This window comes from Paracoccus acridae, assembly GCF_014642735.1.
Taxonomy (GTDB): Bacteria; Pseudomonadota; Alphaproteobacteria; order Rhodobacterales; family Rhodobacteraceae; genus Paracoccus; species Paracoccus acridae.
Map to the genome: position 1 here is coordinate 22372 of NZ_BMIV01000005.1, position 18580 is coordinate 40951.

General features: G+C 67.7%; 14 protein-coding genes. 10 read left to right on the forward strand and 4 right to left on the reverse strand.

The features are described 5' to 3' along the window. Positions 1-165 precede the first annotated feature (165 nt). The 8 genes from IEX25_RS08830 to IEX25_RS08865 all read left to right on the forward strand — a co-directional run bounded on the left by IEX25_RS08830 (position 166) and on the right by IEX25_RS08865 (position 11562). Positions 166-1008, forward strand: a complete 843-nt coding sequence (locus tag IEX25_RS08830; RefSeq protein ID WP_188714727.1) for a calcium-binding protein — start codon at positions 166-168, stop codon at positions 1006-1008. Between the two features lie 78 nt (positions 1009-1086). Next, complete coding sequence (locus IEX25_RS08835) at positions 1087-3054, forward strand: hypothetical protein (RefSeq protein WP_188714729.1); 1968 nt, start codon at positions 1087-1089, stop codon at positions 3052-3054. Beyond that, positions 3051-4292: a glycosyltransferase gene (locus IEX25_RS08840; RefSeq protein ID WP_188714730.1), complete on the forward strand. Its 1242-nt coding sequence runs from the start codon at positions 3051-3053 to the stop codon at positions 4290-4292. Before IEX25_RS08835 ends, IEX25_RS08840 begins: the two co-directional genes overlap by 4 nt. After that, positions 4289-6427: a hypothetical protein gene (locus tag IEX25_RS08845; RefSeq protein WP_188714732.1), complete on the forward strand. Its 2139-nt coding sequence runs from the start codon at positions 4289-4291 to the stop codon at positions 6425-6427. Before IEX25_RS08840 ends, IEX25_RS08845 begins: the two co-directional genes overlap by 4 nt. Next, the gene (locus IEX25_RS08850) at positions 6424-7704 is read left to right on the forward strand and encodes a glycosyltransferase family 4 protein (RefSeq protein ID WP_188714734.1); all 1281 of its coding nucleotides are present in this window, start codon (positions 6424-6426) and stop codon (positions 7702-7704) included. The genes IEX25_RS08845 and IEX25_RS08850 overlap by 4 nt, the downstream gene beginning before the upstream one ends. Continuing rightward, on the forward strand, positions 7697-9418 hold the full coding sequence (locus IEX25_RS08855; RefSeq protein ID WP_188714735.1) for a type I secretion system permease/ATPase: 1722 nt from the start codon (positions 7697-7699) through the stop codon (positions 9416-9418). Before IEX25_RS08850 ends, IEX25_RS08855 begins: the two co-directional genes overlap by 8 nt. Beyond that, positions 9415-10704 carry an HlyD family type I secretion periplasmic adaptor subunit gene (locus tag IEX25_RS08860; RefSeq protein WP_229665115.1) on the forward strand — a complete coding sequence of 430 codons (1290 nt, stop codon included), beginning with the start codon at positions 9415-9417 and terminating at the stop codon, positions 10702-10704. Before IEX25_RS08855 ends, IEX25_RS08860 begins: the two co-directional genes overlap by 4 nt. Positions 10705-10755: 51 nt before the next feature. Next, positions 10756-11562, forward strand: coding sequence for a CatB-related O-acetyltransferase (locus tag IEX25_RS08865; protein WP_188714739.1), 807 nt, complete (start codon positions 10756-10758; stop codon positions 11560-11562). A 960-nt stretch (positions 11563-12522) separates the two neighbouring features. On the opposite strand, the gene IEX25_RS08870 is transcribed toward IEX25_RS08865, so the two are convergent. Beyond that, complete coding sequence (locus IEX25_RS08870) at positions 12523-14208, reverse strand: thiamine pyrophosphate-binding protein (protein WP_188714741.1); 1686 nt, start codon at positions 14206-14208, stop codon at positions 12523-12525. Positions 14209-14535: 327 nt separating this feature from the next. Between IEX25_RS08870 and ribB the strand changes: the two genes are divergently transcribed. Both ribB and IEX25_RS08880 read left to right on the forward strand, forming a co-directional pair. Then, positions 14536-15651, forward strand: a complete 1116-nt coding sequence (gene ribB / locus IEX25_RS08875) for a 3,4-dihydroxy-2-butanone-4-phosphate synthase (protein WP_188714743.1) — start codon at positions 14536-14538, stop codon at positions 15649-15651. A 4-nt stretch (positions 15652-15655) separates the two neighbouring features. Next, complete coding sequence (locus tag IEX25_RS08880) at positions 15656-16129, forward strand: 6,7-dimethyl-8-ribityllumazine synthase (protein ID WP_188714745.1); 474 nt, start codon at positions 15656-15658, stop codon at positions 16127-16129. A 160-nt stretch (positions 16130-16289) separates the two neighbouring features. On the opposite strand, the gene IEX25_RS08885 is transcribed toward IEX25_RS08880, so the two are convergent. The 3 genes from IEX25_RS08885 to IEX25_RS08895 are packed head-to-tail and all read right to left on the reverse strand — an operon-like array spanning position 16290 to position 18579. Beyond that, positions 16290-17228, reverse strand: a complete 939-nt coding sequence (locus tag IEX25_RS08885) for a HesA/MoeB/ThiF family protein (RefSeq protein ID WP_229665116.1) — start codon at positions 17226-17228, stop codon at positions 16290-16292. Further along, positions 17225-17821, reverse strand: a complete 597-nt coding sequence (locus tag IEX25_RS08890; protein WP_188714748.1) for a thiamine phosphate synthase — start codon at positions 17819-17821, stop codon at positions 17225-17227. The genes IEX25_RS08885 and IEX25_RS08890 overlap by 4 nt, the downstream gene beginning before the upstream one ends. Next, positions 17818-18579: a thiazole synthase gene (locus IEX25_RS08895; protein WP_188714750.1), complete on the reverse strand. Its 762-nt coding sequence runs from the start codon at positions 18577-18579 to the stop codon at positions 17818-17820. Before IEX25_RS08895 ends, IEX25_RS08890 begins: the two co-directional genes overlap by 4 nt. Position 18580: the final 1 nt, after the last annotated feature.

Sequence of the window (18580 nt, forward strand, 5' to 3'; positions counted from 1 at the left end):
TCTGCCCGGAACCGGCCCATGCCGGGCCATCGGCTGCATGTTATCCAGGGGCCGCCTTCCTACGACCCCCGAAATGGATGCAATTTTAAGTAATTAGCGGTCGGCCGTTAACGGGCTTTCGCATAGGTTGTGCGCCATAAGATCAACAGCAAGGAAGGGTTCATCATGGCCACGATACCAGGCGGCGCATTCAGCGATTTCCTGTTCGGGACGTCGCTCTCGGACTTCATCACAGCGGGCGGCGGCAATGACACCGTCATGGCCAATTCAGGCGACGACATCGTCTATGGCGGCACGGGCAACGATCTTCTGAATGGCGGCTCGGGCGACGACCGCCTGTTGGGAGAGGCGGGGGCGGATCAACTGCTGGGCGGATCGGGCGATGATACGCTCGACGGCGGCGAGGGGAACGACACCCTGTCCGGCGGCGCGGGCGACGATCTGATGTTGGGCGGTTCGGGCGACGACCTTCTGTCCGGCGGCGCGGGCGACGACACGTTGTCGGGCGGCTCGGGCGACGATGCCCTGACCGGCGATGCAGGCGACGATCTGCTGCTGGGCGGCGCGGGCGACGACACCCTGTCCGGCGGCGCCGGTCGCGACACGATGGAAGGCGGCGCCGGGGATGACCGGCTTTATGGTGCCGCAGGGGACGACCTGCTGCTGGGCGGCGCGGGCGACGATTTCCTGCAAGGCGACAGCGGCGAAGACACGCTGGATGGGGGCGCGGGCGACGACAACCTTTATGGCGGCGCCGGGGACGACCTGTTCATCTTTTCGGGGGGCGGGGATGTCATCATGGATTTCACCGATGGCGACATCCTGCAGATTTCCTCGCGCCTGGAAGGCGTCAGCCTGGCATCGGCCGAGGAAGTGGCCGACTTCGCCATCGATCTTGGCGATGCCGGCACGCTGATCGACTTTGGCCAGGGCGACAGCGTCCTGCTGCATGGCGTGGCCTTTGACGACGTGACCTCGGATCCGGGCCGGTTCTTCACCGTCGTCTGATTCTGATGATCCGGGCGCCCTGGCGCGCCCGGACCGTATCGAGACCTTCCTGTCATCCTGCCCCAGGTTCCAAACGGCATGAACATCCCCGCCGATCGAAAGCTTTTCCGTCCCGGCCCGCACCCCCTTGCTGCCTCGCCTGTCGAGGCGACGGTGATCCCCATGGGCCCGATGCTCAGCGCGGTCTTCTTCGATCGTCCCGCGGGCGCACGGACCCGGATGCAGGTGGAACAGGACGGTCTGCCCATTCCGCGCCCGCTGATCGGGGCCCAGCTTGCCCTTCGGACCGGCGGCACGCGACATGTCCTTCTTGTTCCCCAAGGGATCGAGGCCTTGCAGGCGCGCCATCTTGTGGTGCGGCTGGACGGCATCGCGGTGGCCGAATCGGACCCAAGATGGCTGCAGCCGCCCGAGGGGGAGTTGCCGGCCCTGACCGCGCAACTCTCGGCCCCCGGTCTGCGCAAGCTTCTGCGGGCGATGATGACGGGGGCGTCGCTGTTTGCCGCGCCAGCCCAGGCGGGCCTTGCCGATGCGATCGTCCGTCTGATGGATGTCTGCGCCATCCCGGCCTGCGTGCCGATGGCGGAAACCCGAATCGCCGGGCGGCTGCTTGTCAGCTATGCCGTGCCCGGCCTTCCCGGCATGGGCCATCCGGCCGAAGCTGCCGCGTTCCTGGACGGGCGGCTGGTCCGCCTGAAGGATTTCGACTGCCTTGCCGAAGGGGAACTGCTGCATGTGCTGCTGCCCGCCGGTATGGGCCGTTCGCAGATCCTGGCATTGGCCGATACGCCGCTGCGGCTGGCGGCGGGGGATGCCCTGCTGCGCCGCCTGCCTGTCGCGACCTGGATGCGCGCCCGCAGCCAGGCTTGCAGGGACTGGTTGTCCGGCCTTGCCGGAACGATCGCCGATACTGCGCCCACCCCTTCTGCAAGGATGGAGAAGCCGAATATCGCGATCAGGCATCTTTCCTCGACTGCCGAGGGCATCCTTTATGCCCTGACGCTGACGGACCCCTCGCGCATGGGGGGCAAGATCGTTCTGGAATGGCAGGGTCGGCAAGCGGAACTTCAGACGCTTCACAGGGCGGACGGAACCGCGATCCTGGTGGGGCTGGCCGACCTGCCCCCAGATGCGGGGGGCGACGATACCTGCCGGATCCGCATCGTCGATCGTTCCGGCCAGTCGCACCTGTTGGCCGAACCGGCGGTCCCGGCCTATGACGGTGGCATTCCTGACGGCTTCCGGGATGCCTGGATGGTGGGGAACGATGCCCTGCGGTCCCTGGCACGGGTCCGTGCGGGCTTTCGGCGGATGATGCCGCCCTGCACCGTGCAGCATTTCGGACCTTCGCAGAAGCCGCGGCTCAGGATCGTCACTGCGGTGGGTGATTCGGCGGACATGATCCGGGCGCGTGCCGCCATGATCCTGGCTGAAGGCCAGGGTGTCCCGGTCGAGGTGGTCTGCACCATGACGGAGGGGCCGCTGGCCATCGGCGCGCGCCAGGCCTTGGCCCAGACTGCCGCGATCTATGGCGTCCCGCATCGCCTGGTGCTGTTGCCTGCTTCCGCCACCCCTGCCGAACGGATGCACGCTGCCCTTTCGGATGCGAAGGATGCCCCCGCCCTGCTGCTGGGCGGCGATGTCCTGCCTGAGATGCCGGGCTGGATCAGGTTCTGGCAGCAACGGCTTCGCAGACGTGCGGCCTTGGCCCCGGCGCTGCTGGCGCAGGATGGATCCATCTCTGCGACGCGCGAAGGCTTCGATCCCTGCCGGGGATTGCCTGCCGAACATCTGCCCCAGGCGGGGCAGGGGGTCGGCCGGCCCTTGCCCACCTGCCTGGCGCTTGCCCCGCAAGGAATCGCGCGGCTTCTGGACAGCGTGCCGCATCCCGATCCGGCGATCTGGATCGCCCGGGCCCTGCAAGGCTGCGCCCGGTCCGAGACGCGCCACCCGTTCCGCCGCTTTGGCCCCGCACCCATGTCGGACGGTTTCGCGGCCGCCCTGTCCGAAGCCGAGTTTTCCCTGATCGAAAAGGTTCGCGAATGACCCTTCAGGTCTTGCAGATTGCCCACGACCACCCCGCCCATACCAGCGGCGGGACCGAGTTTCTGGCCCATGACCTGACCGCGGCATTGAACGCCGCAGGCGGGGTCCGCGCCAGGTTCCTGGCCGCTACGACGTCGCTGCAACGCCCCGACGACGCGCCGGGATCGCTGGGCATCGAGGGTGGGGACCACCTGCTGCGCACCGGACGCTATGACCGGTTCTCGATGCTGCGGCAGGACGGCACCGACTGGGTCGCCTCGATGGGGCGGCTTCTAGACAGCTTCCGCCCCGATGTCGTGCATCTGCATGGTCTGGACCGCATCGGGGCCGAGGTTCTGGCGGTCATCCGCCGCCTGGCCCCAAAGGCGCGGATGGTCCTGACGCTGCATGATTACCAGATCCTGTGCCCCAATGACGGGCTGATGCTGACGGTGCAGGACGGGGCGCGGTGCCGGACGGCCGGGCCCGACCGCTGCCGGGGTTGCTATCCGGCGATGCCGGCGGCGGCGCATCTGTTGCGCAAGGCCCATCTGACGGCACTTCTGTCGATGGTCGATGCCTTTGTCGCGCCTTCGCGCTTCCTTGCCGAACGGTTTGTCGAATGGGGCCTTGAGGCGGACCGGATCACGGTTCTGCCCAATCAGGTTCAGGCCGTCGCGCAGCCGCCGCGCGGGTCGCGCCCGCGCCCGAACCGCCTTGCCTTCTTCGGCAACATCGCCCCGCACAAGGGCGTCCTGCCGTTGCTGGCGGCGGCACGTCTCGCAGGGGAAAGGGTGACGCTGGACCTGCACGGCGGGCTGGGCCATGCCGAGGACGGGTTCCGCCGCGCCTTTGCCGATGCGCTGGCGGCCACGCCCAATGCCCATCACCACGGACCCTATGCACGCGCGGATCTGCCTGCGCTGATGGCGCGTGCCGATTGGGTCGTCATGCCGTCGATCTGGTGGGAAAACGCCCCCCTTGTCCTGCTCGAGGCAAGGGCGGCAGGCCTACCGGTGATCTGCTCGGGGATCGGCGGCATGGCCGAGATGGTGGAACACGGCGTCACCGGCCTTCATGTTCCCCCCGGCGATCCCCGTGCCTTGGCGGAAACGATGCGCGCAGCCGCCGGCGATCGCGCCGGGCAGGCACGCATGGCCGCCGCGCAACGCGCCCGGCAGGGACAGGACGCCTATCGCAGCTTTGTCCACAGTCATCTGGACCTTTATCGAACCCTGACGGGAAGGATCAGCGCATGAGTCCCGCCGACGGCGCATTCTTCGGACTTGCCGCGGAAGCCCCTGCGGCCCTGGTGCCGGATCTGGCGATCATCCTGCCCGGTGGGCGGACGCTGCTGGCGATTTCCGGCCTGGCCGATGCCTTGCCATCGCAGGGCTCATGCGGCGATGCGCCATGGCAGGCGGTCTGCTGGCCCGTCCAGAACGGCCGCGCCGGCCTGGCCCTGGTCCGGGCGCCATTGGTCGGCACCTACTGGTTGCGCGCGCCCAATGGTGAGGAACGCGAGATCGCCGCCCCGCGCGCCCTGGACGTCGCCCCTGCGCCATTGGCCGAATTCGTCAGGCGACATGGCCTGAACAGCCGCGAGGTCCTTGATTTCCTTGCCGCCACCCTGGCCGACGATGCCCCATCCGGCGACGGCGACTTCGCAGCCCGCTTCCTGTCGCTTGCGGCCGAGGCGGGCGGCTTTGTCGAAATCCTTGCCTGCCCCGGCACCAAGGGGCTTTTCGCGCAAGGCTGGGCGATGTCGCTTGGCGCGGGCCGTCACCGCCTGATGCGGCTGGACGGCACGCTGACCCAGTGCGACGCCGATGTGGCATTGTTCGCGCGTGACGACATCCCGCCGCCCGGCATGGGCTTCTGCCTGTTCAGCCTGGACTGGGAAACCGATCTCAGGGGCCTCGATTGCCTGTTCTACGAACAGGACGGCACCCTCAAGCGGCTCGAGGTCGTGCGGGGCAGCGTCCTGCGGCTGTCGGGCGAGGCGGCCATCGACCATGTTCGCCACATGCTGCCCCGACTGGCTGGCGACGAAGGGGGCATCGGCATCTATCGCCGCATCTGCCGCCCCCGGTATCAGGGGATGGATACGCTTTCCCTGACCACCCTGCCCATCGCCGCCGCCTTCGATTCGGTGTTCCAGGCGCCCTCGGGCGGGCTTCTGGCGACGGGATGGCTGCTCGATCCGCTGCGGCAGGTAGAGCGCGTGATCGTCAAGAGCACGGCCGGGCTTTACGCGCCCCTGCAGGATTGCTGGACCCCCCTGCCGCGCGGGGACCTGAACCAGGGGTTTGGGGGCGATCCGCGCTTTGCCCGGCTGCTGGATCCGGCCGATACCTTGCATGGCTTTGTGGCCTTCGCCGAAGGCACCCCCCGCCGAGGGGATGAGGAATTCTATCTGGAACTGGTGCTTGCCGATAAAAGCTGCCTGTTCCACCCCTTGCAGATCACCGCTGTCGACGGCCGCGAGATGCTGCCCCAGATCCTCTCCGACCTGCCGTTGCACGATCCCTCCCTGGACCGGATCGTCGAGGAGATGGTGGCGCCGTTCCTGGCGCAACTGCCCGCCCCAGCACGGAAAACCCGCGGGACGCAGCGGCCCGTTCCGCTTTCCGGAACCGCCGGGGACATGACCGCCGTGGTCCCCCTCGACCGGCTGGACCATCTTCAGCCCATGATGGCGCTGCTGTCCGGCACGCCCGAGGCGGAACGGCTTGATCTGGCGATCGTCATGACGCGGGCCGCGGCGGCCGAGGCTGCAAGGCGGCTGCGGGACCTGTTCCCCTTCTATGGCATCCGGGGGCGGCTGCTGGTTGTCGATCAGGCTGACCTCTGCGCCCGGATCGAGGCGGGGCTTGCCTTGGCCAAGGGGGCACGGGTGCTGATCTGGCAGCCCTCTGCCCTTCCCATGGCCCCTGGATGGCTGGACCTGCTGGAGGCGGAGCTTGATGGCCTTGGCAAGCCGGGCCTGATCTCTCCCACGCTGGTCTATGAAGACGGGTCGGTTTTCTATGGCGGCGATGGGGTTGTCGGGGACAGCGCCCCGATGCTGGGCTATCCGCGTGGATGGCTGACCGGCGGGGCGCCGCGTTCCATGGCCGCCGGCGCGGCACAGCTTGCCCTGATCGACCGTCAGGCGATGGCCCAGGCGGGGGGATTTGCGGGCCGCCTTTATTCCAACGGATTGGCGCACAGGGATCTGGCCCGCCGCCTGAATGAACAGGGTTTCGGAACCTGGTCGTCGCGCAGCGTGGATTTCTGGATGCTCGAGGATGTGCCGCGCGCCGCCGATGCCATGGCGGCGCTGCTGGAAAGGATTGATTCAGCATTGATCGGTAAGACTGCGGGTCTATTCAGCACAGGCCGATTCTCATGAAAGCCCTTGTCCTCAGCCATGCCCATCCCGCCTTTTCCATCGGCGGGGCACAGGTCGCCTCATGCAACCTGTTCCAGGGCTTGAAGCAGCAGCAGGGCTGGACCGCGCATTACATGGCGGGTGTCGGGCCCCCGGTTGCGCGCCATGCCGCAACCCCGCTGATGTCGCTGGGCCAGGCACCGGATGAAACCCTGTTCTGGACCAACGACTATGACTGGTTTCACCTGGGGCTGAACGACACCGATGCCCTTGTGGGGCATTTCGAACGCTTCCTTGCCGACCTGCGGCCCGATGTCGTGAACTTCCATCACGTCATGGGCTTCGGCATCCAGGCGATCCGCGCGGCAAGGCGCGCCTTGGGCGATGTGCCGATCGTCTATACCCTTCACGAATACCTGCCAATCTGCGCCCATCACGGCCAGATGATCAAGGCCAGGTCCGGCGCGCTGTGCATGAAGGCCTCGGCATCCGATTGCGGGATGTGCTTTCCCGATATCGGCGCCGCGAACATGCTGCGGCGCGAATTGTTCATAAAGTCCTTCTTCGACCAGGTGGATGCCTTCGTCTCGCCCTCGCGATTTCTGCTGAGGCGGTTCCAGGACTGGGGCCTGCCGCGCGAGAAGCTGGTGATGATCGAAAACGGCCTCGACGGCGGTCCTGTCGCGCCGATCCGCCCTTTGCCCGGGGGTGGACGTCGCAACCGCTTTGCCTATTTCGGCCAGTTGAACCCCTTCAAGGGCATCAAGGTCCTGGTCGAGGCCGTGACGCGCATTCCGGAAAAGACCTGGGGCGACGGGATCCTTTATGTCTTCGGCGGCAACCTGGAACACCAGCCAGAGGATTTCCAGGCCCAGGTCAAGGAACTGTTCCGCCTGTCGGGCCGAAGGCTGCGCTTCATGGGATCCTACAAAAGCGCCGACCTGCCCCATCTGATGCGCGAGGTGGACTGGACCATCGTCCCCTCGACCTGGTGGGAAAACGCCCCTGTTGTCATCCAGGAAGCCTTCCACCACCGCCGCCCGATCATCGCATCCGACATTGGCGGAATGGCGGAAAAGGTGCGCGATGGCATCGACGGGCTGCATTTCCGGGTCTCGAACCCCGAAAGCCTGGCCGAGGCGATGACGCGCGCGATGGATCCCGCCCTTTGGGACCACCTGAACGCCGGCATCCGGCCGCCCACCACGGCAGCGGAATCCGCCCGCCTGCATTCCGACCTGTTCGACAAGCTTCTGGCCCGGAAATCGGCGCCTGCCCTGGCGCTTCGCCATGGCTGACGCCGCGGTCGATCATACGCCTTGGCGCGCCGCCTTGGCCGACCTGGCAAAGGGGGTGGCGGCGGCAGCCTTCATCGGCTTCTTCGTCAACCTTCTTTACCTGTCGTTGCCCCTGTACCAGGCGCAGATCTTCGACCGGGTGATTTCGTCGGGAAACTTCGACACACTGGCCGCCCTGACCCTGATCGTGGGCCTGATTTTCGTGTTCCAGGCCGCACTGGACTTCCTGCGTTCGCGGCTGCTTCTGGTCATTGCGGCGCGCCTTTCGATGGCGCTTGGCGGGCCGGTCTTCGAAGCCGCCGTCGAAACCGCGCTGCGATCCGGCGCGGCTTCTGCGGCCACGGCGATGCGCGACCTGAACGGGTTTCGCAGCTTTGTCGCCGGGGGCGCGATCACCCTGCCGATGGACATGGCCTTCACGCCCATCCTGCTGGTCGTGCTGACCCTGCTGCATCCATATTATGGGGTGGCCGGGCTGTGCGGCGCGGCCCTGCTGACGATGATCGCCGTGACGACCGAAGTTCTGGCACGGCGCCCGGCCGCCGATGCCATTCGCAAGAACGTCCTGCTGCAGGCCGATACCGCCAATGCCATCCGCAATTCCGAAGTGATCGCGGCCATGGGCATGCTGCCGGAACTGTCGCGGCGATGGCGGCGCGGCCAAGCCATGTCCCTTGACAGCATCGAGGCAGGGGGGACCACGGCCAAGTTCCTGGCATCCTTCGCGCGTGCCTCGCGGGTCGGGCTTCAGATCGCGGTGATCTGCCTGGGTGCTGCCCTGGTCATCCGGCAAGAGGCGAGCCCCGGCACCATCCTTGCGGCAGCGGTGATCACCTCGCGGATGCTGGCACCTTTCGAGCATCTGATCGACGGGTGGCGTCAATGGGTCAACGCCTTCGCCATCGCGCGGCGGCTGCGGGATCTTCTGCATGACGGGGCGCGCATCCGGTCGGCCGCCAGGGTGCCCGTCGGGCAGGCCATGATCGTGGTGGACCGGCTCAGTTATGTGCCGCCGGGCCAGGAGGCGCCGCTTCTGCGCAATGTCAGCTTTTCGATCGCCCCCGGCGAGATGGTGGGCGTGATCGGCCCTTCAGGCGCCGGGAAATCGACCCTGGCACGGTTGGTGGTGGGGCTTTGGGCGCCGACGACGGGCGGGATTTTCCTGGATGGACAATCCACCTTCCAGCATGAAAGGGCCAGCTTCGGCGAGGCTGTCGGCTATCTTCCACAGGAACCGCTGCTTCTGGACGGGACGGTTCGGGAAAACATCGCCCGCTTCCGCGACGCTCCCATTGACGATGTCGTCGCCGCCGCGCGTCAGGCGGGGGTTCACGACATGATCGGCCGTCTGCCCAAGGGTTATGAAACCCCCTTGGTCGATGGCGGCGCGCGCCTGTCCGGCGGGCAGCGGCAGCGGATCGCCCTGGCGCGCGCGGTCTTCGGGATGCCGAAGCTTCTGGTCCTGGACGAACCCAATTCCTCGCTGGACGCCGATGGCGAGGCAGCGCTGATCGAGGCGGTGGAAACCGCCCGTGCTTCCGGCGCGGCGGTTCTGATCGTGGCTCAGCGCATGTCGATCCTGAACAAGGCCGACCGCCTGCTTTTGCTGCGCGACGGGGCGCCCGCCCAATACGGCGACAAGGCCGAGGTTCTGTCGGCGCTTGGGCCTCGGCGGCGCAAGGCCGCGATTGCAGAAAAGGCGTACCTGTCATGAGCATGACGATTGCCGACGAAGCCTTGCCTGCCTATCGGCCTGTCTTCCTGACCGCCGTCGCGATGATCCTGTTCATGACCTGCACCCTGGGTGGATGGGGGATCTATGCCCGGCTGGACGGCGCGGTGGTGACGCAGGGCGTCGTCCTTGCGGAAAGCAAGCGCAAGACGGTCGAGAATCTGGAGGGCGGGATCCTGTCCGATCTTCTGGTGGCGCCGGGGGACCGTGTTCGGGCGGGCCAGCCGGTCGCACAACTGGACATCACCCAGGACCGGGCGCGTCTGGCGCAGATGCAGGCCGAACGCCGCGCACTGGTCCTTGACATATGGCGACTTGGGGCCGAGGCGCGGGGGCTTCCGCTGGACATGGCGCAGGCCCCGCAGGACGATCCCGTGCTGACCGAGGCACAGGCCGAACTCTATGAGGCGCGCCTTGCCCTGCATCAGGGTCAGATCGCATCGATGATGCGTCAGGCGGATCACCTTGCCGCGCAGGCCGTAGCCAATCATGCCCAGGCCCGCGCCTCGCAGCGCCAGATCGAAAGCTGGACGCAGGAACTGGACAATACCGAAGCCCTGGTCGAACGTGGGGCGGCGACCCGGCAGAAGGTGCGTGAAATCAGCCGCAACCTGTCTGTGCTGGAAGGCGAGCGTGACGAATATGCCGCCCTGGCCCGGGCGAACGAACAGGATGGCGCGCGCATCGCCGCCGATATCGTCACCCTTCGCCGGCAGCGCGTGGCCGAGGCGAACGAGTTGCTGGCCCAGGCCCGGCGCAGCCTTCCCGCGCTCGAGGCGCAGATCAGCGCGGCCGAGGATGTCCTTGACCGGCGCACGCTGCGCGCGCCGCAGGACGGCCTTGTTGTCGATATTCCCGTCGTGACGCCCGGTGCCGTGATCGGTTCGGGCGCCGTCGTGATGGAGATCCTGCCCGATGCCGATGCCTTGGTGATCCAGGCTCGCCTTCCGCCCGAGGCCATCGACACGGTTCATGTGGGCCGCAAGGCACGGGTCAGGCTGACCGCCTATCGTCGCGCCACGGCCCCGACCATCGACGGCGAAGTGACCTATGTCTCCGCCGACCTGCTGGAGGAGCCGCGCGATGGCAGCCGTTACTTCGAAGTCCGCGCAAGGCTGAACGCGACCGAACTGGAGATGCACCCGGAGGTGGCCCTGACGGCGGGGATGCCGGTGGAACTGGCGATCCAGACCGGGGAACGCCGCGCCGGCGACTATCTGCTGGAGCCGATCTTGAGGCATCTGCGCAAGGCGATGCGGGATGAGTGAATTATTAATCCTTTCGCGCAAGACTGCCGGGGAAAACAGGATGGATCAGAAATGAGCGACGGACAGTTCACGTTGAAACATGCCGACCTTCCGGCGCTTGACCGCACGGGGCTGCGCCTGCCGGGCCTTGTCCAGACGGGCAGGCTGGCCGCCGGGTCGCGGATTGAGGGGCCGACCTCGATCATCTGCACGGTCACGCCAGGGGCGTTCCTGGATATCGGCGCGTTCTGCAACCTCAGCGGCGGCACGGTGAACAATGTCCGCTTCGGGCGATACTGTTCATTGGCGGCAGGGGCGGTCATCGGGATGCACGAACATCCCACCGACTGGCTGACGACCTCTCGCACCGCCTATTTCCCACAGGTCAACGGTTGGAGAGAGCTTGTCGCCCGGGATCGGAAGGATGAAATCCGCCGCGGCCTGCGCCCGTTCAGGGACAGCTGTCCGATCACCGAAATCGGCGACGATGTCTGGATCGGACAGGGGGCCTTCATCAAGTCGGGCGTCAGGATCGGCACCGGGTCGATCATCGGCGCGCGCGCGATCGTGCTGCGCGATGTTCCGCCCTATTCCATTGTCGTCGGAACGCCCGGACGGGTCGTGCGGTCGCGATTCTCCGACCATGCGGTGGAACGGCTGCTTGCGCTGCAATGGTGGCGGTATTCGATCTTTGACCTGTTCTCGGCGCCCATGGACGACATCGAGGCGGCCTTGGACCGGATCGAGGAGATGGTCGGGTCCGGCATGGTTTCCCCCTATGAAGGTCCGGTCGTAACGGCCGAAGACCTTCGGGATCCGCAAGCTTTGGCCGCGCGGCTTGCGGCCCACTTCACGCCGCCGATGGCCCAGGCCAGTTGATCGGACAGTTCAAGGCAGGCCCCGGGCCTTGGGTGCCGTCATGCCGGTGGGATGGTTGCAACAGGCCGGACCTGCATTTTCGGCCCCGGCGTGCCGCAGTCAGGCGGCGGCGCCTGTGCGGCCCATGTCTGCCTTCTGGAAGGCAGCTTTCGGCAGGTCAGGGTGATTGGGCTCATTCCACGATGACCGGCTGCGGAGCCATGGCGCAGGTCAGCCAGTTCCGGCTTGGATCGCCCAGCATCAAGGGTGGGTGGCAGCATGGAAATCATGTGCGTGGCCTAGGGTTCCGAAGCCATCATCGGGCACCGGTCGGTCCGTGGCGGTTGGTGACGGCCTGCCCGACGGCGTTGCGGCCGCAGGGGAAGGTTGCCGACACGGAACTTGCGGGCATGTGCAGCATCGCTTTGACCGGAGCATCGGCCCTTGTTGCCGTCGAAGCCTTTCAACGGTCTGATGCCGATCTGGGACTGTTGCTGCATCCGCCAATCAGGCACGTGGCAAGGCGCAGGTGGTCGGGACGGGCTGCATCCCCCCCTGATGTCCTGCATGCCCCCGCCACCTGGGTGAAGGGCCTGTCACGGCAGATCCTTGACGCAGGCTGCGAAGATCCGCGCAGGCGGACATGGTCCGGGCGGACAGCCGCCCTTGCCGGAAGGTCGTCCGGCAGACCGATATGGCAGGCTGTGACCCGACGGGGGCGGCGTGCTTGCAGCCGCCTTGCTCAGGCCAGGCTGCGGCGTTCCGCGAGCGGGACCAGGGGTTCTGGTCCCGCTTGCCAGATGAGGGAGGTTTCGGCATCCAGCAGATGGGCGCCGACGCATTCAGAGGGTGAGGGAAAGCCTGCCGCGAACAGTCGGGCGTGGATAGGATCGTTCCTCTCGCGCGGCCATGGGGCTGGCATCCCTGCCATCGGCAGGCGAGACCCGTCGTGCGGTCATTCCCCTGCCATCGGCCGTGACTTCATTGCCCTGCCAGTTCGGCAGCCTTCCGGATCTGCGAAAGCGAACGGTTCGCCGTCAGGGCCTCTGGATCGACCTTCACGTGGATCAGCGCCATCCGGCCGCTTGCCTCGGCGCGCTGGAAGGCGGCCGCGAAATCCGTGGTTCGGTCCACGAATTCGACATGCGCGCCGCAGGCCGTGCCGATCAGGCAGAAATCCGGGTTGACCAGGTCGGTGGCCGAAACGCGCGCCGGATAGCGGGTTTCCTGGTGCATTCGGATCGTTCCCAGCATTCCGTTGTCAACGACCACGAAGATCGGTGTCGCGCCATATTGCGCCGCCGTCGCCATTTCCTGGATGGTCATCATGAAGTCGCCGTCCCCTGCGATGCAGACGACCCGCCTGCCGGGATGGCGCATTGACGCGGCCACCGCGGCAGGCACGCCATAGCCCATCGACCCCGAGGTCGGCGCAAGCTGGGTGCCCAGTTCCCGGTGGCGGTGGAAGCGGTGCAGCCAGGCCGCGAAATTGCCCGCGCCGTTGGTTAGGATGGCGTCTTGGGGCAGATGATCGCGCAGCCACAGGATGATCTCGGACATGTTCACATGACCTGGGCACGGGCGGGGTTTTTGCCAATCCTCATAGGACGCGCGGGCGGCGCGGGTGCGTTCGGCCCAGGCGGGAACGGCGGGAACAGCGACATCGTCCAGCAGGGCGGCGAAATCCCCCGGCGTGGCATTGATCGCCAGGTCGGGCTGGTAAAGGCGGCCCAGTTCCTGCGGATCGGCATGGATGTGGATCAGCGACTGCCGGGGACAGGGGATCTCCAGGGTCTCATAGTCGTCCGAGGCGATGTCGCCCATCCGGGTGCCCAGCAGGATCACCAGATCGGCATCGCCGATCATCGCCCGCAAGGCGGGATTGGCCCCAAGGCCCAGTTCGCCCACATAGCAGGGATGCTCATTGTCGAAGCGGTCCTGGCGACGGAAGACGGCGGCGACGGGAAGATGGGTGCGGCCGGCGAAGCGTTCGACCGCCGTTTTCGCGCCCCTGTCCCAGCGGCTGCCGCCGAGGATCAGGACGGGGCGTTCCGCAGCCGCAAGCCGCCGGGCGAAATCCTGCATGGCGCCCGCAGCCGGGCCAGTGCCGACCGGTTCGACCCGGCGGGGCAGGGCGGCGGCGGCTTCTTCGACCAGCATGTCCTCGGGCAGGGCCAGCACCACCGGGCCGGGCCGCCCGGCCATGGCGACCGAAAAGGCGCGGGACAGGAATTCGGGAACGCGCGCCGGATCGTCGATCTGGGCCACCCATTTCGCCACCTGTCCGAACATCCGGCGATAGTCGATTTCCTGGAATGCCTCGCGCTCGGCCGCGTCGCGGGCGATCTGGCCGATGAACAGGATCATCGGCGTCGAATCCTGGAAGGCCACATGCAGCCCGGCGCTGGCATTGGTGGCGCCGGGGCCGCGCGTGACCATGCAGATGCCCGGCCGTCCGGTCATCTTGCCGTCGGCCTCGGCCATCATGGCGGCGGCGCCTTCGTGGCGGCAGGTCACCGTCTGCACCCGGTCCGACACGTCCGCCAATGCGTCAAGCACCGCCAGATAACTTTCGCCCGGCACGCACCAGACCCGGTCCACCCCCTGCGCCACAAGGCCATCGACCAGATGCGCGGCCCCGGTCCTGAAAGAAGTGCTGGTGGTCATGATCCTGTCCTTTCCGGGGCGGTGCTGATTGTCGGCGCCATGCGTGGCGGCGGGATGGTGCCGGGCGCGGCGCCGATGCGCAAGGCGCAAGACCGCAAGGCCGGGCAGCCGGGCGGGGCATGTCGCGCGCGGCCTGCGGCAATCGGAATGCCTGCCGGGGCTTGTATCGCGCCTGCGCGCGGTGCAAATCCGAGGATGTCTCCGTCGAGGATGTCGCATCAGGTGCGGGACAGGGCGCCCATGACCGGCCATTCCGGGCCTTGGGCGTGAAATGATCACGGCAGGCCGGGGATGTGCCGCGGCCGCCTTTTGGTGCAGGAGCAGCGGATGCCCGATGACAAGCCCGGCCCGGTCGAACGCAACTGGTCCGACGCGATCTCTCCCATCGAGGAGATCATCAACGAGGCCCGCAACGGCCGCATGTTCATCCTGGTCGATCACGAGGATCGGGAAAACGAAGGCGATCTGGTCATCCCCGCGCAGATGGCCACGCCCGAGGTCATCAACTTCATGGCCACCCACGGCCGGGGCCTGATCTGCCTGTCGATGACCGGGGCACGCATCGACGCGCTGGGCCTGCCCCTGCTGAGCGCCAAGAACTCCAGCCGCCACGAGACCGCCTTCACCATGTCGATCGAGGCGCGCGAAGGCGTGACCACCGGGATTTCCGCACAGGACCGGGCGCTGACCGTCGCGGTCGCCATCGACCCCACCAAGGGACCGGCCGACATCGCCACTCCCGGCCACATCTTTCCGCTGCGCGCCCGCGAGGGCGGCGTTCTGGTCCGCGCCGGCCATACCGAGGCCGCGGTCGATGTCGCGCGGCTGGCGGGGCTGAACCCTTCGGGCGTGATCTGCGAGATCATGAACGACGACGGTACCATGGCCCGGCTGCCCGACCTGGTGGCCTTTGCCCAGAAACACGGGCTGAAGATCGGCACCATCAGCCAGCTGATCGCCTATCGCCGCCGCCACGACAACCTGATCGCCGAACGCGGGCAGATGGCCGTGCATTCCGAACACGGCGGCGACTGGATGATGCGGGTCTTTGCCGACGACACCTCGGGCGCGGAACATATCGTGCTGACCAAGGGCGACCTGACGGCGCCCGGCCCGGTCATGGTGCGGATGCATGTGCTGGATCCGCTGCACGACGTCCTGGGCATCGGGCGCAAGAACGCGGGCACGCTGGGCCAGGCGATGCGGATGATCGCGGAAGAAGGCAGGGGCGTCGTGGTGCTGTTCCGCGACATCGAGCCGCGCCTGCCGCGCCAGGACGAGGTGTCGTCCCATGTCATCCGCCATTACGGGCTGGGGGCGCAGATCCTGTCCGCGCTGGGCTTGTCGGAACTGGTGCTGCTGACGAATTCGGCGCCGGTCCGGGTGATCGGTCTCGACGCCTATGGCCTGTCCATCCACTCGACCCGTCCGATCAGGGAATGACGCCATGGCTGCCAGCATCGAACATCACCAACTGCCGCTGCCCCGCATCGAAGGCGCCCGCCTGCTGATCGTGGTCGCGCCCTATTACCGCCAGATCGCCGAGGGACTGGTCGCCGGGGCGCAGGCCGTGGCGGCACAGGCAGGCGCCAGCGTCGAACTGGTCGAGGTGCCGGGCGCCTTGGAAATCCCCACCGCCATCGCGCTTGCCGCCGGCGGCGGTCTTTACGACGGCTATGTGGCGCTTGGCTGCGTGGTTCGGGGCGAGACGACGCATTACGACACGGTCTGCAACGACAGTTCCCGCGGGCTGACCCTGCTGGGCCTGCAGGGCCATTGCATCGGCAACGGCATCCTGACGGTGGAAAACATCCACCAGGCCGAGGTCCGCGCCGATCCTCAGGGCCAGAACAAGGGCGGCGGCGCGGCGGCGGCGGCGCTGCACCTGATCGCGCTGAAGCGCCGCTGGAACCCTTCCTGACGGCGCGGCGGGGTGCGACTTCCCGTCGACGTGACGGCTCGCCGCCCATGCCACCCTGCCCGCTGGTCGCGATGATGCCAGGGCCTGCGCCCTGCGATGCGCGTCAGGGGCAGCCCCTCGTGGACCTGAAGATGCCGTTGGTGCGGGCAGCAGTCTCGTGTCAGTCTCCGGTGGCGATCAGGGCGATCTCGCCCGGCCAGTCGCGGCGCAGGCGTTCGGCGGCCGCCCAGGCTCGCAGGCCCGAACGGCAGGCAAGGACAACCCGCCGCCCGTCCTGGGGGCGCGGCAGGTCGGGGCCGCGCAGGGCATGGGGCACGAAGGGCAAGGGGGCCTCGTCCATGCCGCGCAGGTCCACCGCGATGTCGTCCGGCCGCATCTGGCCGGGGGCGATGAAGCGATGGCCCGTTTGGGGTTCGGGGGCGCCGTCGAAGCGGAAGCTGGCCGGGCGCAATCCGTCGAAGCGGATCATCTGGCCCAGGGACGACGGCGTCATTCCCAGCAGGACGGTCAGCGCCATCTGCGCCTGGATGGCGCCGATCAGGCCTGCCATCGGCCCCATCACGCCCGTTGTCGCGCAATTGCCCGCCTGCGCCGGAAGATCCGGGAATACTGCCCTGACCGAAGGCGCGCCCGCGCAGAAGCCCCCTGCAAAGCCCTGGATGCCCAGGACGGAACCGGCGATCAGGGGGCGCCCCGCGGCAAGGCAGGCATCGGACAGCGTATAGGTGACCGCGAAGCTATCGGCGCAATCCAGCACCAGATCCGCGCGCGCCACCAGATCGGGCGCGTTGGCGGGATCCAGCCGCGTCACCAGGGGGCTTATGCGACAATCGGGGTTCAGCGCGGCCAGTTCAACGGCGGCGGCTTCGGCCTTGGGCCTGCCGATATGGCGGCCAAAGATGGGCTGGCGATGCAGGTTCGACACCTCGGCCCGGTCGGGATCGACCAGGGTGATCCGGCCGATCCCGGCCCCGGCCAGATATTGCAGGACGGGAACACCCAGGCCCCCCGCGCCCACGACCAGAAGCTGCGCATCGGCAAGGCGGGCCTGGCCCGCCGCGCCAAAGCCGGGCAGGATGGTCTGGCGCGCATATCTCATGGCGCGACCTCCAGCCATTCGCGGATGCGCCGGTCGGGATCGGCGGCCAGGGTGATGTCGGTGACGGCCGCCACCATGTCGGCACCCGCAGCCATGGCAAGCCGGGCGCGTTCCGGGGTCAGACCGCCGATGGCGCAAAGCGGGATATCCCCTATCTGCGCCTTCCATTCGGCCAGCCTGTCGGTGCCCTGCGGCGCCCAGGGCATCGCCTTCAGGATCGTGGGCCAGACCGGGCCAAGCGCCACATAATCGGGGTCGCAGGCCAGGGCGCGGTCCAGTTCGGCCCCGTCATGGGTGGAAATGCCCAGGCACAGGCCCGCCCTGCGGATCGCCGGCAGGTCGGCTCCGTCCAGGTCTTCCTGGCCCAGATGCACCGCCCCGCAGCCTTCCTCGATCGCCAGTTGCCAGTGGTCGTTGACGACAAGGATCGCGCCCTGGCGGCGACACAGGTCGCGGGCCCGGGCAATCTGGCCGCGCAGGTCCGCCGGGGGACGGTCCTTGATGCGCAGTTGCACAAGCCGCACCCCCAGGGGCAGGACGCGCGCGATCCAGTCGGCGCTGTCCAGGATCGGATAAAAGCGCGGCCAGATCACAGGAACGCCTTTCCCAGAACCGGGGTCGAGGGGACGGCCATGTCCGTCCGTTCCATCGGGTCGGCCAGATAGGCGGCGCGTCCGGCCCGGACCGCATCCGCCATCGCCCCGGCCATCTGGACCGGATCGCCCGCGCGGGCCACGGCGCTGTTCAGCAGGACCGCGTCATAGCCCATTTCCATCGCGGCGGCGGCATGGCTGGGCAGGCCGATCCCCGCGTCGATGACCAGCGGCACATCGGGAAAGGCCGCCCGCAACGCCCGCAGGCCATGGGGGTTGTTCAGCCCCAGCCCCGACCCGATGGGCGCGCCCCAGGGCATCAGCACCTGGCAGCCCGCGTCCAGCAGGCGTTCGCAGGCGGTCAGATCCTCGGTGCAATAGGGAAAGACCTTGAACCCCTCGGCCGCCAGGATGCGCGCCGCCTGGACCAGTTCGAAGACATCGGGTTGCAGCGTGTCGGCGTGGCCGATCACCTCCAGCTTGATCCAGTCGGTGGCGAAGACCTCGCGCGCCATATGGGCGGTGGTGACGGCTTCCCGCGCGCTGTGGCATCCGGCGGTGTTGGGCAGCAGGCGCGCGCCCAGGGACTGGACCAGGGTCCAGAAATCCTGGCCGCCGCCGGTTTCCCGCCTCAGGGACACGGTGGCGATGCCCGCGCCCGACCGGGCAAAGGCATCCGCCAGGATCCGGGGAGAGGGATAGCCGGCGGTGCCCAGCATCAGGGCGCTTTCGACATGGGTGCCGTAAAGGACCGGCATC